A 14464-nucleotide genomic window follows, 5' to 3' on the forward strand; every position below is an offset into this window, starting at 1 on the left:
GGAATCAATTTCCCGAAAATAACACAATGAAGCAACTTCAACGCTGATATTCGATGACCCGGCTTCGATTGAGAACCAATTCAAGCCTGTTTACGTCCAGAAGATGCATGCAGATGCGCTTGTTCCAAGGGCCATCCTGCAACGTAAACAAAGCGTGACCATTGCCTAAATCTTCAAGCGGCATGATCTGACGCGCCGGGCCTATACCCATAATAATGTGTCCATTATCCACGGTGAACGATGCTCCATAAAGCGGCGCATTCCAGTGCCCATCGAACTCTTTTCCAACTGGCTTTGGATGCACTGGCCGCAATTCACGCCTCACATGACCAATTTCACCTTGCAGAACATCACCATCCCAGCGCAACTTCATAGGCGACGATGGTGACAAGGAAGAAGCCCAACCTTCCCCCGCATTATAAAGCCTGTCTTCCGCGCCGAGATAACTTGCAACGCCGTCACGCATCTCAAGCCAGAATGGGCCTGCGTCAGCGACATACAAACCATCCGGGATAGCTGATGTCTTTCCAGGCAGTGACAACCCATGGAGTGCCGCCATGCAATCACGTGCGATCGTATATGTGTCGGCATCTTCGCGATTACAGACAACAACTATGCCGGTTTGATCAACTGGATCGAGCAAGAAATAACTTTTATAGCCCGGATGCGATCCGCCATGACCAACGAACTGCTTCCCGTCAATGTCATTCCAACGCAAACCAAGGCCATATCCTGTCGAACGACCATCACTGAGAAAATGCTCAGCAGACAGCGTCGAGAGCAATCCGCTATATGCGCCCTCACCAGCCAAAAGGGCTTGCACCCATTTTGTGAGCGCCATACCACTGCCAGCGACACTACCCGATGCGGAAAGATGCAACCCCGCGCTGCTTTGCTGCCATTTTCCGTTGGCTTTAAAGTAACCAGGGACAAGACCTTTGACGGGATCAGCCCACTCATCTGGGGCTTCCATACAGATATTAAGAGGCTGACTTATTTCCGAGCGCACAAAGTCTTTGAAAAAGATACCTTTGCGTTCGAACGCCGCTTCAACCAGTCTATAGCCTGTATTGGAATATGAGATTTCGGTGCCAGCAGGAAAATTAAGCCGTTCTAAACTGGCAAGAAACTCCATCAAGCTTACTGCATTCGTATGCGAATATACGGATAGTCCCAACAGCGTCAGGCATTCACGCGCATCCGGTAAACCGCCGGTCATATCGAGCGCACGCGCAACGGTAACGTCAGCGAGTGGGCTCTGCAATTCTGGTAAGTGATCGCCAAGACGGTCATTGAGACCAATCAACTCAGAATGGCGCAGTAACATCGCGCAGAAAATATGCTTCGTAATGGAAGCATAGCGAACAACGGTGTTTGCCGTAAAAGGAGTACCTGTCGAAAGGCTCTCAAGCCCTCCGGCATAGGCAAATTTTACGCCATCAAGATCAAAGCCAATGATAACCCCGCCCGGTTCATCTTTGCTCCATGTTCTGGAATAATGCTTTGCAGACAACGAGGCTGCATTCCAGTCAGCATGGGGGGGCATAAGATCTCCGTCGGGCATTCTCGGACAATAAACTGTCCGCATGTGAAAATAGTGTTTATTCAAAACTGCTTAAGATTGATCAAAAGCTAATTAGCAATTTTGAAGAAGGTCACTTAATTGGGATTCGACTTGTGGTGCAAGTCCATGAGTTTGCTGATTTTTTGATTGGGCTTTATAAGGGTGATAAAAGTTTTTTCGACAATCGTGAAAACTGGAATCTAAACCCAAAACCAAGAATGCAAGCTTGAACGATGGTCGGTTCAGGACACTATCCACATCTTCTGCACAAAATTATCGTTTCTTTTTCGTTTTTTTTCCTTTCGCCGATTAACATTTTCGGTTTTATTCTATTAAGGGAGAGAAAAGTTGCCCTATAGCGAATTTGCAGTCATATAAGTGTAATAACCATAATGCAGGTATCGGAACCTTGAGAGTGGAACGAATCCGTTCTTGAAGTTCACGAAACCTCATTTCCGAGGAGGAAATATGCTTACCCGTCTGATCACAACTTCAGCGCTGACTGGCGCCCTTGCCCTAACTCTCGGTTCACAGGCTTTCGCACAGACAGAGCTGAGCTGGTGGCACGGCATGACTGGCGCGAACAACGAAATGATCAATGAGCTTTCGAAAGAGTTCAACGAAAGCCAGAGCGAATACAAGATCGTTCCAGTCTATAAAGGCAGCTATCCAGAAACGTTGAATGCAGGCATCGCCGCGTTCCGTTCCAAGCAGCCACCGGCAATCATTCAGGTTTTTGACGCTGGTAGCGGTGTGATGATGGCTGCTGAAGGCGCTATGGTGCCAGCAGCAGAAGTGCTCGAAAAAGGCGGCTACAAGTTCGACAAGTCGCAATATCTGCCGGGCATCGTCGCTTATTACTCCAAGCCAGACGGCACGATGCTGTCGTTCCCTTACAACTCCTCCTCGCCAATCCTTTATTACAACAAGGACGCTTTCAAGAAAGCTGGCCTTGATGAAAACAACCCGCCAAAGACATGGCCGGAAGTTTTTGAAGCAGCCAAGAAGATCAAGGCAAGCGGCGCTTCCGCTTGCGGCTTCACCTCGACATGGCTGACATGGATTCAGACTGAAAACTTCTCCGCATGGAACAATGTTTCCTACGGCACCAATGAAAATGGTCTCGGTGGCACCAATGTTGAGCTCAAGATCAACGAACCGCTTTTCGTAGAACATTTTCAGGCTATTGCTGACCTCGCTAAAGACGGCACTTTCCGTTACGGCGGTCGTACTTCAGAAGCCAAACAGCTTTTCACCTCTGGCGAATGCGCCATCCTGACTGAATCGTCAGGTGGTCTTGGCGATATCATCAAGTCCGGCATGAATTACGGTATCGGCCAGCTTCCTTATTACGAAGGTCATGGCCCGCAGAATACCATTCCAGGCGGCGCAAGCCTCTGGGTCTTTGCTGGCCTCAGCGATGACCAGTACAAAGGCATTGCACAGTTCTTCAACTTCCTTTCGCAGACCAACATCCAGCAGAAGCTACATGAAAAATCAGGCTATCTGCCTGTGACGATGGCTGCTTATGAAGCAACGAAGAACTCCGACTTCTATGAAAAGAACCCGGGCCGTGAAACGCCAATCCTTCAGATGATGGGCAAGGCACCAACCGAAAACTCAAAGGGTGTCCGCCTCGTCAACCTGCCGCAGGTCCGTGATATTCTCAACGAAGAATATGAAGCGATGCTTGGCGGTAAGCAGGATGCAAAAACTGCTCTCGACAATGCTGTTAAGCGTGCAAACGACGCGATTGCAGCCGCACAATAATCTGATGAACTAGAGCGTGCCGCCTGACCTCAAAGGGTTTGGCGGCATTGCTATCCGCAAGGAAACTCCCCGTGCAAAATGTTACGTTTCCAAACAAAATCTTACCCTATTTGCTGCTGGCCCCGCAGATCATATTGACTGTGATCTTCTTTTTCTGGCCAGCAAGTCAGGCTATTTATCAGTCCTTCATGCGTGAAGACGCTTTTGGATTGAAATCGACATTTGTTGGATTAGCCAATTTTACCAATGTTCTGTCTGATCCGAATTACCTGCATTCTGTTCAGGTGACGATTGTTTTCAATCTCTTGACCGCATTTGTCGCGATGGGCGCAGCCTTGTTGCTTGCAACCGCTGCTGACAAGGTTATTCGCGGTAAGACGTTCTATCGCACGCTTCTGATCTGGCCTTATGCAGTCGCACCCGCTGTTGCTGGTATGCTTTGGCTGTTCATGTTCAACCCTGCAATGGGTACGCTGGCTTATATGCTGCGTAGCGCAGGTTTCGCATGGGACCCGCTGCTAAACGGCAATCAGGCAATGGCGATGATCGTTGGTGCTGCCGCATGGAAACAGATTTCCTATAATTTCCTGTTCTTTGTTGCGGGCCTTCAGGCAATCCCAAAATCGCTGATTGAAGCTGCGGCCATCGACGGCGCACGTGGCGCACGGCGTTTCTGGTCGATTGTGTTCCCGCTTTTGGCACCGACGACCTTCTTCCTGTTGGTGGTCAACACGGTTTATGCCTTCTTCGACACATTCGGCATCATTCATGCTGTCACCGGCGGCGGCCCAGCCAAAGCCACCGAAACTCTGGTCTACAAGGTTTATAACGACGGTTTCGTCAATCTTAACCTCGGCTCGTCCTCGGCGCAGTCAGTTATTCTGATGATTATCGTGATCGCCCTGACCGCATTCCAGTTCCGCTTCATTGAGAAGCGCGTGCATTATTCGTGAGCGAGGCGACCATGATAGAAAAACGCCCAGTCTCAAATCTGCTAGGTCATCTGATCCTGATTATCGGGATCATCGTAGTTGCCTTTCCGATTTATTATACCTTTGTCGCATCGACACTCACTTCAGGTGACATTCTTCGGCCCCCAATCCAGCTTGTTCCCGGTGGGCATATGCTGGAAAACTACAACGAAGCCATTTTCGGTGGCGTCGAACGCGTAGTCGGCGTGAGCCTAGAACGTCTCCTGTGGAACTCCTTCGTCGTTGCGATGCTCATCGCAGTAGGCAAGATCATCATCTCGTTCATGTCGGCCTTTGCGATTGTGTTCTTCCGCTTTCCGTGCCGCATGTTCTTCTTCTGGATGATCTTCGTCACACTGATGCTGCCTGTCGAAGTGCGTATTCTGCCAACCTATAAGGTCATTGTGGATCTTGGCATGATCGACACCTACGCGGGGCTGACACTGCCGCTTATGGCATCGGCAACGGCAACGTTCCTGTTCCGACAGTTCTTCCTCACAATTCCTGGCGAATTGGTGGAAGCAGCACGCATTGATAATGCAGGACCCTTCCGTTTTATGCGTGATATCCTGCTGCCACTGTCGAAGACAAACATTGCGGCTCTCTTCGTCATTCTCTTCATTTATGGCTGGACCCAGTATCTGTGGCCACTGCTCGTCACCAATGATGCGAAAATGAATACGATCATCATCGGCCTGCGCCGGATGGTCGATTTCGCCGATGCTTCCACACCGTGGAACTACGTCATGGTTACGGCCATTCTGGCTATCATACCGCCGATCCTCGTTGTTGTTCTTATGCAGCGCTGGTTCGTCAAAGGTCTCGTGGAAACGGAAAAATAATGAGCAAGATCACTCTTGATAATGTCCGCAAGAGCTATGGCGGCGGCATTGAAGTCATCAAAGGCGTTTCGCTGGATATTCAGGACGGCGAATTTGTCGTCCTCGTCGGCCCATCAGGCTGCGGCAAGTCCACGCTTCTGCGTATGATTGCAGGCCTCGAAGGCATTACTGGTGGCACGATTTCCATCGGTGACCGCGTCGTCAACGATGTGGAACCAGCCGAGCGCGACATCGCAATGGTGTTCCAGAACTATGCGCTTTACCCGCATATGACGGTGCGCGAAAACCTCGCTTACGGCCTTAAAAACCGTAAAACACCAAAGGATGAAATCGAACGCCGTATTGCAAAAGCTGCGAAGGCGCTTGAAATCGAGCAGTTCCTTGATCGCAAACCGCGTCAGCTTTCCGGTGGCCAGCGTCAGCGTGTTGCAATGGGTCGCGCTATTGTTCGTGAACCATCGGCGTTCCTTTTCGACGAACCGCTGTCAAACCTTGACGCAAAATTGCGTGTGCAAATGCGCGTTGAAATCAAGCGCCTGCAGCGCTCGCTTGGCACAACCAGCGTTTACGTGACACATGACCAGATGGAAGCCATGACCATGGCAGATCGTCTTGTGGTGTTGAACGCCGGTAATATCGAGCAGGTGGGTACACCAATCGAGCTATACGAAAAGCCAGCTTCGACCTTCGTTGCGACCTTCATCGGTTCACCATCGATGAACCTGTTGGAAAGCGGCGAAAACAATGTCTGGCAACCGGGCAAAGCGGTAGCGCTTCCTTCAGACAAATATACCTTCGGTGTACGTCCGGAAGACATTCGCATTATCGAGACTGGTGAAGCCGAAGCTGACGGTTTCAATACCGAAGTTCGTATTGAGGCAATCGAGTTGGTTGGTGCAGAAAGCTATATTCATAGCTCGCTCACCGATGGCAAGCCGCTGATCTTCCGCGTTCCGGGCCGCTCTGAGCATTCGGTGGATGAAGTTGTGAAGATTGGCGCGTCTGCAAAAGACGTGCATATTTTTGGTGCTGACGGTCGCCGCGTAAGCAACTAATTTCAATGTCGGGCGTTCAGGAAACTGAGCGCCCGAAACATAATAATTCCCTTTTATTAGCCGTTTTCGTTTTGGATTTTATGCGCTACACAACAGTAGAATATTTTTCTCTTTTTGAGGAATGCGCATAGAATGACCCACCAGCAGATACTGTCCTTCGCCGTGATTATTCTCATGATGGGGGCATTTATCTGGGGCAGATTTCGTTACGATATTGTGGCCCTGTGCTCGCTGCTACTGGCCGTAGCTGTCGGCGTCGTTCCATATGATCAGGCCTTTACAGGCTTCAGCGATGACATTGTCATCATTGTCGGTAGCGCACTGATTGTAAGCGCTGGTGTGGCGCGCTCCGGCCTCATGCAGGAAGCAGTTCAGCGCTTTCTTCCCGATCTGAACAGTGTCCGATTACAGCTCGCAGTCCTTGTAGCAATCGTCACGGTTCTATCCGCCTTTGTTAAAAACGTCGGCGCATTGGCAATTATGATCCCCGTCGCTTTTCAGTTTGCCCGACGTTCAAATGTCTCGCCTTCAACTTTTCTGATGCCAATGGCATTTGGTGCGCTTCTCGGCGGACTGATGACACAGGTCGGCACTTCACCCAACATCGTTGTTTCGCGCATTCGCGGCGAAATGGTTGGCGAACCTTTCACTATGTTCGACTTCACCCCCGTCGGTGCTGTTCTGGCAGTTGTTGGCCTTATTTATCTGGTCACATTCTATTGGCTTGTGCCACAGCGCACGCGTGAAAGCGTATCGCTGGACGATGCCATCAAGATTAAAAACTACGCCTCGGAAGCGAGTGTTGCCGCAAATTCCTCTGTCTTGGGAAAGCGCATCAGCGACCTCATAAAGCCTGCCGAAGGCGAGGCTATGGTGACGTCGATCATTCGTAAGAAAAGCCGCATCACGCCCCTGCCCGACACGGTACTTGCCGAAAATGACATTGTGCTTCTCGAAGGCGATCCGAAAGCCCTCGATACGGTTGTCAGCTCCGGCAAACTCACACTGTCCAAAAATCGCAACCCATCAGAGACAAGTGGCTCGACCGAGATCGAAACAGTAGAAGCTGTTATTGGAACCAATTCCCGTCTCGAAGGTCTTAATGCTCAACAGCTTGATCTATATGCACGCTACGAGGTCAATCTGCTCGCCGTCAGCCGTCCCGGACAACGTATTTCTGAACGTCTGAGCGAAGTACGGTTAAGCTTTGGTGATGTCGTCGTTCTTCAAGGCAGACAGGCCAATCTTTCGAGCTTTCTGACAGAATTTGAATTGCTGCCGCTGGCTCGTCGCAAGCTAATGCTCGGCAGTGTCCGGCGCGCGCTCATACCTCTTTCGATACTTATCGCAGCGATTGGGGCCACGGCCTTCAGCATCGTTCCAGTGGCTATTGCGTTCTTTGCGGCAGCAGTTGCGATGCTGCTATTTAAAGTCATTCCGATCAACGAGGTCTATGACGAAATCGACGGACCAATTCTGGTCATGCTTGCAGCACTGATACCCGTATCAGATGCGCTGCGCACGTCTGGCGGCACCGAACTCATCGCACAATGGCTTTCAGGAATCGGCCACCAATTGCCACCCTATGGTGCACTGGCGCTTATTCTGGTCACAGCCATGATGGTAACGCCATTTCTCAACAATGCCGCTACGGTGCTGGTTATGGCACCGATAGCCACAAGCTTTGCCTCCGGTCTTGGCTTCAAGCCCGAAGCATTTCTGATGGCCGTAGCAATTGGAGCAGGTTGCGATTTCCTCACACCAATCGGACATCAATGTAATACGCTGGTGATGGGACCCGGTGGCTATAAGTTCAGCGACTATCCGAGGCTTGGGCTGCCATTGTCGATCATCATTGCACTGGTGACTGTACCAGCACTAATGTTCTTCTGGCCTTTACGCTAACTCGTCCTTTACAGAACGAACCCAGTCGAGACTTTCAGCAACGATTTTCTCGATTGGGTCAGCTACATCGGCGCGGAAAACCAGCGCTTCACCGACGGGGCTTTCAAGCGTTGCAAGCTGGCTTTCCAGCATTTTCACCGGCATGAAGTGGCCAGTTCTTTGCCCCATATGCTGATGCAAAACGTCAAAACTACCATCTAGAAAGACAAACATCAGTGGACCGCCTGACGCGGCACGCATCCGGTCGCGATAGCTCTTTTTCAACGATGAGCAAGATACAACAATACCGTTATGCGCAGAAGCCAGCCGTTCACCGATCTGATCCAGCCAAGGCCAGCGATCTTCGTCCTGCAATGGAATTCCAGCAACCATTTTATCGACATTGGATTTAGGATGCAGGCTATCACCCTCCAGAAAAGGCAGGTTGAGCGCCCCTGCAAGCTTTTCGCCAACAGTCGACTTTCCAGAACCAGAAACACCCATCACAATAATATGCACGTTGCAGATCCTTAAAATGTTTCCAGCTGAAGATTGACGCGGTTTGCAGCTCCCACGACATGGAGGCGCATAACATCGCGCGCTTTCAGCGGATCTCGCGCCGCAATCGCATCGCGAATGGCGACATGCTCGGCAATTGTAATCTCAACAATCTCTTCAAGCACTGCACGCGCTCGCGCTGCACGGATGGCCTGACTGATACGTTCCGCAATGAAACCAAGCACCAGGGGGAAATACTCATTATGTGTAGCGCTCGCAAGCGCCCGATGGAATGTGAGGTCAGCTGCAATCCCGTCATCAGACCATTTTTCACCACCTGTCATGTCAGCTAAGGCTTCATCCAACTTTCGTAAATCGTCTGCGGTATGATGCACAGCAGCAAGCCCTGCGGCCTCAATTTCCAGCGCCATACGCAATTGAAAGAGACTGCGAAAATGATCACGGTCAGCAAGTGTTTCAGGCTCAATCCGAATAGCATGGCGGCGATCAGGCTCGGTGACAAAGGCACCGACACCCTGCCGCGTTTCAATAAGCCCTTCGTTGCGCAATTGGGCAATCGCCTCACGGATGACAGAACGGCTAACGCCAAAACTTTGCGCGAGACTATGCTCTGTGGGCAATTTATGCCCAGGCAGCCAGCTGCCTTCACTAATCTGTCGGACTATTTCGGAAGCAATACGAGCGGGAAGCTGTTCGTTACGCCTGATTTCACCGAACATCGTATGCTGCTCCCCCTTTATTGTCTGCCATTGATTTGTCGTGAGTTTTTCATCAAGTCAAGCGAAAGCTACCAGCCCGATTTTACTAACCAGTCATGCGCCAAATTGCGAAAGCATGCCGCATAAAATGATCATGTTTCGAACGAGCTACGCATAAAAGTAGTTTTCAAATGCTGATTATACAGTTATCAGACAACCCAACAATCTAATTTGGAGGAGTTAAATTGTGATGCCGTTTGCTGTGCCAAAAGCACGCCTGCCTGATGTTCCGGCATCTCTTCGCTCCGCGCCACAATTTAAATTCGAATCGTGAACAGAGCACACCGGGAGGAATACCTGTGCAAGACAAGCATATTCTGAACTCATCCGTAATTTTACCTGAAGACAGCGCTTCAGCAGTGCTCGTTGGACGCGTATGGTCCAAGGCCGAGAACGGCCCATGCCCTGTCCTCGTCGCGAACGGTCATGTTCATGATCTATCCAGCATTTCGGCAACCGTTTCAGGGCTTCTGGAACGCAAGGATCTGGTAGCCGAGTTGAAAGATGTAAGCGGCTTTGCTGATCTTGGTGCGCTTGATGATTATCTTTCAGGTGAAAAAGGTGAATTGCTTGCGCCGATTGATCTCCAGTCGATCAAGGCAGCGGGCGTAACCTTTGCCGACAGTATGCTCGAACGTGTTATCGAAGAACAGGCGAAGGGCGACCCAACACGTGCGCTGGAAGTGCGCAAGCGCCTGGCGCCTGTTATCGGCGACAGTCTGCGTGGCGTTGCCGCTGGCTCTGAAAAAGCTGCGCAGGTTAAAGATCTGCTGCAGGATATGGGTCTCTGGTCACAATATCTCGAAGTCGGCATTGGACCCGATGCGGAAATTTTCACAAAATCGCAGCCAATGTCGTCAATGGGGTGTGGTGCAACAGTCGGCATTCTGCCAATCTCGCAATGGAACAACCCAGAGCCGGAAGTTGTGCTTGCTGTCGCCTCAGATGGCCGCATTGTCGGTGCCACACTTGGCAATGACGTCAACCTGCGTGACGTTGAAGGTCGCTCGGCCCTTCTGCTCGGCAAAGCCAAGGATAACAATGCATCCTGCGCCATTGGCCCATTCATCCGTCTCTTCGACGGCGAATTTACCATGGATGTTTTGCGTAAGCTCAAGCTTTCGTTGCATGTCACCGGAACTGATGGCTTCGAAATGACGGGCGAAAGCCCGATGGAAGCAATCAGCCGCGATCCAGAAAACCTCGCTGGCCAGATGATGAACCGCAATCACCAATATCCGGATGGTGCGGTTCTTTTCCTCGGCACCATGTTTGCGCCAGTGAAAGACCGTCGCGGCGCAGGCCAAGGCTTCACGCATGAAATCGGCGATAAGGTTGAGATTTCCACACCGAAACTCGGACGCCTCGTCAACTGGGTCGATCGTACCGACAACTGTGCTGAATGGACGTTCGGTATTCGTGCACTGATCCAGAACTTGCAAAAGCGCAATCTGCTCGACAAGATTTAAAACTTAAAAGGCCGCATTGTACAGAATATGCGGCCTTTTTATTAATTCAGTGGAATAGCATTTCCATCTTTTGAACTCTGATAAGCATTCGACATCACGTCATACTTGGCGCGGATGGCATCAAGCCGCTTTTCGAGACGAGCACGATCTGGCTCAGGCAGTGATGCGACCATTTTCGGAATAGAATGGCTGTGCCAGAAAATATTGTCGTGGTTGTAACCGCCCGGCTCAAGAGTAAAAACTTCCTTGAGAATTTTCAGATCATGCGGAATTGAAAACGCATCGCGTGAATCTTCATGGCTAAACAGATAATAGAAATTATCAAAACCGCTCCACGTGATTGCAGAAAGACACATTGAGCACGGCTCATGCGTGGAGAGAAAAATCATGTCCTTCGTTTCAGGACGTCCTTTTTCAGACATTTCGTAGAAGCGCTTGATGGTGTGAACTTCACCATGCCAGAGCGGATTCTCTGTCTCATTATTGGTTTCAGCAAGCACCAGCGACAAATCGGACTTGTTCAGCAATGCTGCGCCAAAAACCTTGTTGCCGTCAGCAACGCCCTGCTCGGTTAAAGGTATGACGTCGTTTTCAATGACATCAATCAGTCTCTCAAGCAGTTTCAATTCATCCGATGCCATAGCTTAACTCCTCTCGTGCTAAAGAAAAACGCCGGGGCGTTGCCCCGGCGTTTAAGTTTTATTCTGGGAAGAATGCGAAGCGGATCACGAAGAGCGCCGCGACGATCCATGTCGCCAGGTGAACCTCACGAACCTTACCCGTCACCGTCTTCAAAACAACGTAGCTAATGAAACCAAAGGCCAGACCATTCGCAATCGAATAGGTGAGTGGAATTGCAAGTGCAGTGAGTGCAGCAGGTGCAGCTTCAGTGATTTCGTCCCACTTGATTTCGGACAGTTCGCGCATCATCAGGCATGCAACATAAACCAGTGCTGGTGCTGTTGCGACAGCAGGCACCGACCCAGCCAAAGGCGAAATGAAGAGCGCTGCGAGGAACAGCAGAGCAACAACGAGTGCCGTCAGACCTGTACGACCGCCAGCTTGAACGCCAGAAGCGCTTTCAACATAAGCCGTTGTTGAAGACGTGCCGAGCAGTGAGCCACCGAGAATTGCGGTGCTGTCTGCAAACAAGGCTTTACCAAGACGGTTTGGCTTACCCGGTTCGATCAGACCACCACGCTTGGCAACGCCAATCAGTGTGCCGGTCGCGTCAAACACTTCAACCAGTACAAACACCAGAATGACGTGCAGAATGCCTGTATGCAGCGCACCCATAATATCGAGCTGCATGAAGGTTGGCATCAGGCTTGGAGGCGCGGAAAATACACCATTAAACTGTGTAATCCCCAGCGAGATAGATGCGACAGTGATAACGAGAATACCGATAAGGATCGCACCACGGACCTTAAGTGCATCCAGAGCCGCAATAATGAAGAAACCAGCAATCGCCAAAAGCGGACCTGCTTCACGCAGATCACCAAGGCCGACGAGCGTTGCTGGATTATCGACAACGATGCCGGCCGTCTTGAGACCAATAAGTGCCAAGAACATGCCGATACCAGCAGCAATCGCACTTCTGAGCGAATGCGGAATGCCTTCAATCAACCAGCGACGGATACCTGTCACTGTCAGGAACAAGAAGATAATGCCGGAGATAAACACCGCACCCAGCGCCTGCTGCCATGAAAAGCCCATCGCGCCAACAACGGTGAATGCAAAGAAAGCATTCAGGCCCATGCCCGGAGCCATACCAATCGGCCAATTGGCAACGAGCGCCATGACGATCGAACCGAGTGCCGCCGCAAGACAAGTCGCGACGAAAACCGCGTTTCGATCCATGCCCGTGCTGGACAGAATATCAGGATTTACGAAGATAATGTAAGACATCGTCAGGAAGGTTGTCAGACCAGCGATCACTTCCGTTCTCACCGATGTTCCGTGTTCCTGCAATTTGAACAGCTTTTCCAGCATGATCCCTCCAGGGCAAAAAGCGCGCGTTCAAAAGCACCCATAATCCGCCAAAAGCAATTGCTTGCGATTGGACGATGAAATCGGTGCAATCTATTGCGATTGCCGTATTTGTTAGCCGCAGCCGCTTATCAGCGAGCGGATTTGTTCCCCATACACCCAAGTCGACAAAAAACACAGTTCTGCCGCAAGAATGTCTGTTTATTAACGTGATTTAGTTTGGTCTGACTTAAGCGATAACGCTAGTCAGCTATTCAAGGGCATATTTTTGAAAGTGCTTCAAAAATGGCAATAGACTAAGTTCGTGTCTCTGTTGCTATCAGATTGATTAAGATACAATTTTAAGCACGACACCAGTGCCATACAAACCGAACGCAAAAAATGTATGCGCAACAAGGTTGAGAACGCGAACGTTTCCCGCATTGGGCAAACGCGAAGCGGCCCAACCGATTCCCAGACCAGGCTGTAATAAAAACCATCCAGCAGCCACCGTCATAATACCAAATATCCAAGCCGGAAGAAAAATGGGATTCGCAAACCACGCGGCACCACCATATAGCGCAAAAACAACACCATAAAGAATGCCGACCACATAATGGCCAACCCAGCCTAATGCGACTTCATGTATATAAGGCTTCGTGGCAGCAATATCGTCGTGAAAAATCTGACCGTGTCGCAAATGCCAAAACCAGCGTCCGACCAAACCCCAATTGGGGCGTGATTGACCCGGAAACTGAGCAAGAACCAATGCCCATATGTCCATGACGACTGTAGCGCCAACTCCAATCACCGTACCTTTAATGATAAGCTCAAGCATTTTATGATCCTAAAAGTATTGGGTAGCCACATACGCTTGTGACTACCCAATAAGCAAGATCTAATAATCTATCGGGCAAATGCCCCGCAATATATTAATTGCTTGATCACTAAATATAGCATGAGAAGAACATATTACGGAATGAAATCAGCAATCTGGCGGCGACGAAAATTGCACATCAAGTCGGATATGAGGATGACCATCTATTTGTCACGGGCACTGCAAGGTAAATGATACAAGACGGCGTATAGTTTACAAGCGCGATACGTCTCAAAAATACACGAGAAATGTCTCAACATTTAGCGAAAACAATGATTACACAATCAGCAAAAATCAATGAAACATAATAAAATATTTTATTATCGGCATTTAAAATTAAATTTATAAAACAAAAGCGCCGGGACTGGAGCACCGACGCTTTGTTATATTACTTCTGTTTCACTTACGGGGCGATCTTCTATCAGCCGCGCCATCAGTGATTACTTACCGAACACTGCGCTCTGGATCTGCGAACGCGATACGCCGATATCGGCAAGAAGATGATCGTCCATTGCACCGAGTTCACGGATAGCGCGACGACGGGAAACATACTGATTGAATTTCTGACGAATGTTCATTTCTTTTCTCCTCGTTGGATGCCCTATATTTAATCTTTTGCACAAAATTCCACCACGGATATGATTGCAAATGAGGCATGCGTTTTCGCTAGAGCTCGTGCTCTTGAAAATGCCGCAATCGCCTGTCCCATAGGGGATAGGGGGAGTTCATTTTTTTGATTTTTAGGGCATTTGCCTTTTGCCAAACCGGTCTTAATCGATTAATCCGG

At 50.0% G+C, this 14464-nt stretch carries 13 protein-coding genes; 6 read left to right on the forward strand and 7 right to left on the reverse strand.

The genetic code is table 11. The features are described 5' to 3' along the window. Positions 1 to 37: 37 nt before the first annotated feature. Complete coding sequence (locus tag J2782_RS10280) at positions 38 to 1546, reverse strand: serine hydrolase domain-containing protein (protein WP_310012028.1); 1509 nt, start codon at positions 1544 to 1546, stop codon at positions 38 to 40. Between the two features lie 486 nt (positions 1547 to 2032). Here J2782_RS10280 and ugpB point away from each other — a divergent pair, with 486 nt between their 5' ends. The 5 genes from ugpB to J2782_RS10305 all read left to right on the forward strand — a co-directional run bounded on the left by ugpB (position 2033) and on the right by J2782_RS10305 (position 8107). Beyond that, complete coding sequence (gene ugpB / locus J2782_RS10285) at positions 2033 to 3334, forward strand: sn-glycerol-3-phosphate ABC transporter substrate-binding protein UgpB (RefSeq protein WP_310012029.1); 1302 nt, start codon at positions 2033 to 2035, stop codon at positions 3332 to 3334. A 71-nt stretch (positions 3335 to 3405) separates the two neighbouring features. Then, positions 3406 to 4287 carry a sn-glycerol-3-phosphate ABC transporter permease UgpA gene (ugpA, locus tag J2782_RS10290; protein ID WP_250042341.1) on the forward strand — a complete coding sequence of 294 codons (882 nt, stop codon included), beginning with the start codon at positions 3406 to 3408 and terminating at the stop codon, positions 4285 to 4287. Positions 4288 to 4298: 11 nt separating this feature from the next. Beyond that, positions 4299 to 5147, forward strand: coding sequence for a sn-glycerol-3-phosphate ABC transporter permease UgpE (gene ugpE / locus J2782_RS10295; RefSeq protein ID WP_310012031.1), 849 nt, complete (start codon positions 4299 to 4301; stop codon positions 5145 to 5147). Beyond that, positions 5147 to 6202, forward strand: coding sequence for a sn-glycerol-3-phosphate import ATP-binding protein UgpC (locus J2782_RS10300; RefSeq protein WP_310012033.1), 1056 nt, complete (start codon positions 5147 to 5149; stop codon positions 6200 to 6202). Before ugpE ends, J2782_RS10300 begins: the two co-directional genes overlap by 1 nt. Before the next feature lie 132 nt (positions 6203 to 6334). Next, positions 6335 to 8107 carry an SLC13 family permease gene (locus J2782_RS10305; protein WP_310012035.1) on the forward strand — a complete coding sequence of 591 codons (1773 nt, stop codon included), beginning with the start codon at positions 6335 to 6337 and terminating at the stop codon, positions 8105 to 8107. Here the strand turns inward: J2782_RS10305 and J2782_RS10310 are convergent. Both J2782_RS10310 and J2782_RS10315 read right to left on the reverse strand, forming a co-directional pair. Continuing rightward, a complete protein-coding gene (locus J2782_RS10310) occupies positions 8099 to 8590 on the reverse strand; it encodes a gluconokinase (protein WP_310012314.1) in 492 nt (163 codons plus the stop codon). The two genes, J2782_RS10305 and J2782_RS10310, sit on opposite strands and share 9 nt — an antisense overlap. A gap of 26 nt (positions 8591 to 8616) precedes the next feature. After that, the gene (locus tag J2782_RS10315; RefSeq protein ID WP_310012036.1) at positions 8617 to 9324 is read right to left on the reverse strand and encodes a FadR/GntR family transcriptional regulator; all 708 of its coding nucleotides are present in this window, start codon (positions 9322 to 9324) and stop codon (positions 8617 to 8619) included. Positions 9325 to 9662: 338 nt separating this feature from the next. On the opposite strand from J2782_RS10315, the gene J2782_RS10320 reads away from it, so the two are divergent. After that, the gene (locus J2782_RS10320) at positions 9663 to 10832 is read left to right on the forward strand and encodes a fumarylacetoacetate hydrolase family protein (protein ID WP_310012038.1); all 1170 of its coding nucleotides are present in this window, start codon (positions 9663 to 9665) and stop codon (positions 10830 to 10832) included. A gap of 41 nt (positions 10833 to 10873) precedes the next feature. Here J2782_RS10320 and J2782_RS10325 read toward each other — a convergent pair whose 3' ends face one another. From J2782_RS10325 to J2782_RS10340, 4 genes are all read right to left on the reverse strand, one after another. Then, on the reverse strand, positions 10874 to 11473 hold the full coding sequence (locus J2782_RS10325) for a nucleoside deaminase (RefSeq protein WP_310012040.1): 600 nt from the start codon (positions 11471 to 11473) through the stop codon (positions 10874 to 10876). Between the two features lie 58 nt (positions 11474 to 11531). Further along, a complete protein-coding gene (locus J2782_RS10330) occupies positions 11532 to 12824 on the reverse strand; it encodes an NCS2 family permease (RefSeq protein WP_250042328.1) in 1293 nt (430 codons plus the stop codon). 325 nt (positions 12825 to 13149) lie between these two features. Beyond that, the gene (locus J2782_RS10335) at positions 13150 to 13638 is read right to left on the reverse strand and encodes a DUF2938 domain-containing protein (protein ID WP_310012041.1); all 489 of its coding nucleotides are present in this window, start codon (positions 13636 to 13638) and stop codon (positions 13150 to 13152) included. A 479-nt stretch (positions 13639 to 14117) separates the two neighbouring features. Continuing rightward, positions 14118 to 14255, reverse strand: a complete 138-nt coding sequence (locus J2782_RS10340) for a DUF1127 domain-containing protein (protein WP_250042323.1) — start codon at positions 14253 to 14255, stop codon at positions 14118 to 14120. Between the last annotated feature and the right edge of the window lie 209 nt (positions 14256 to 14464).

It is taken from the genome of Brucella pseudogrignonensis (assembly GCF_031454375.1).
Classification (GTDB): Bacteria; Pseudomonadota; Alphaproteobacteria; order Rhizobiales; family Rhizobiaceae; genus Brucella; species Brucella pseudogrignonensis_A.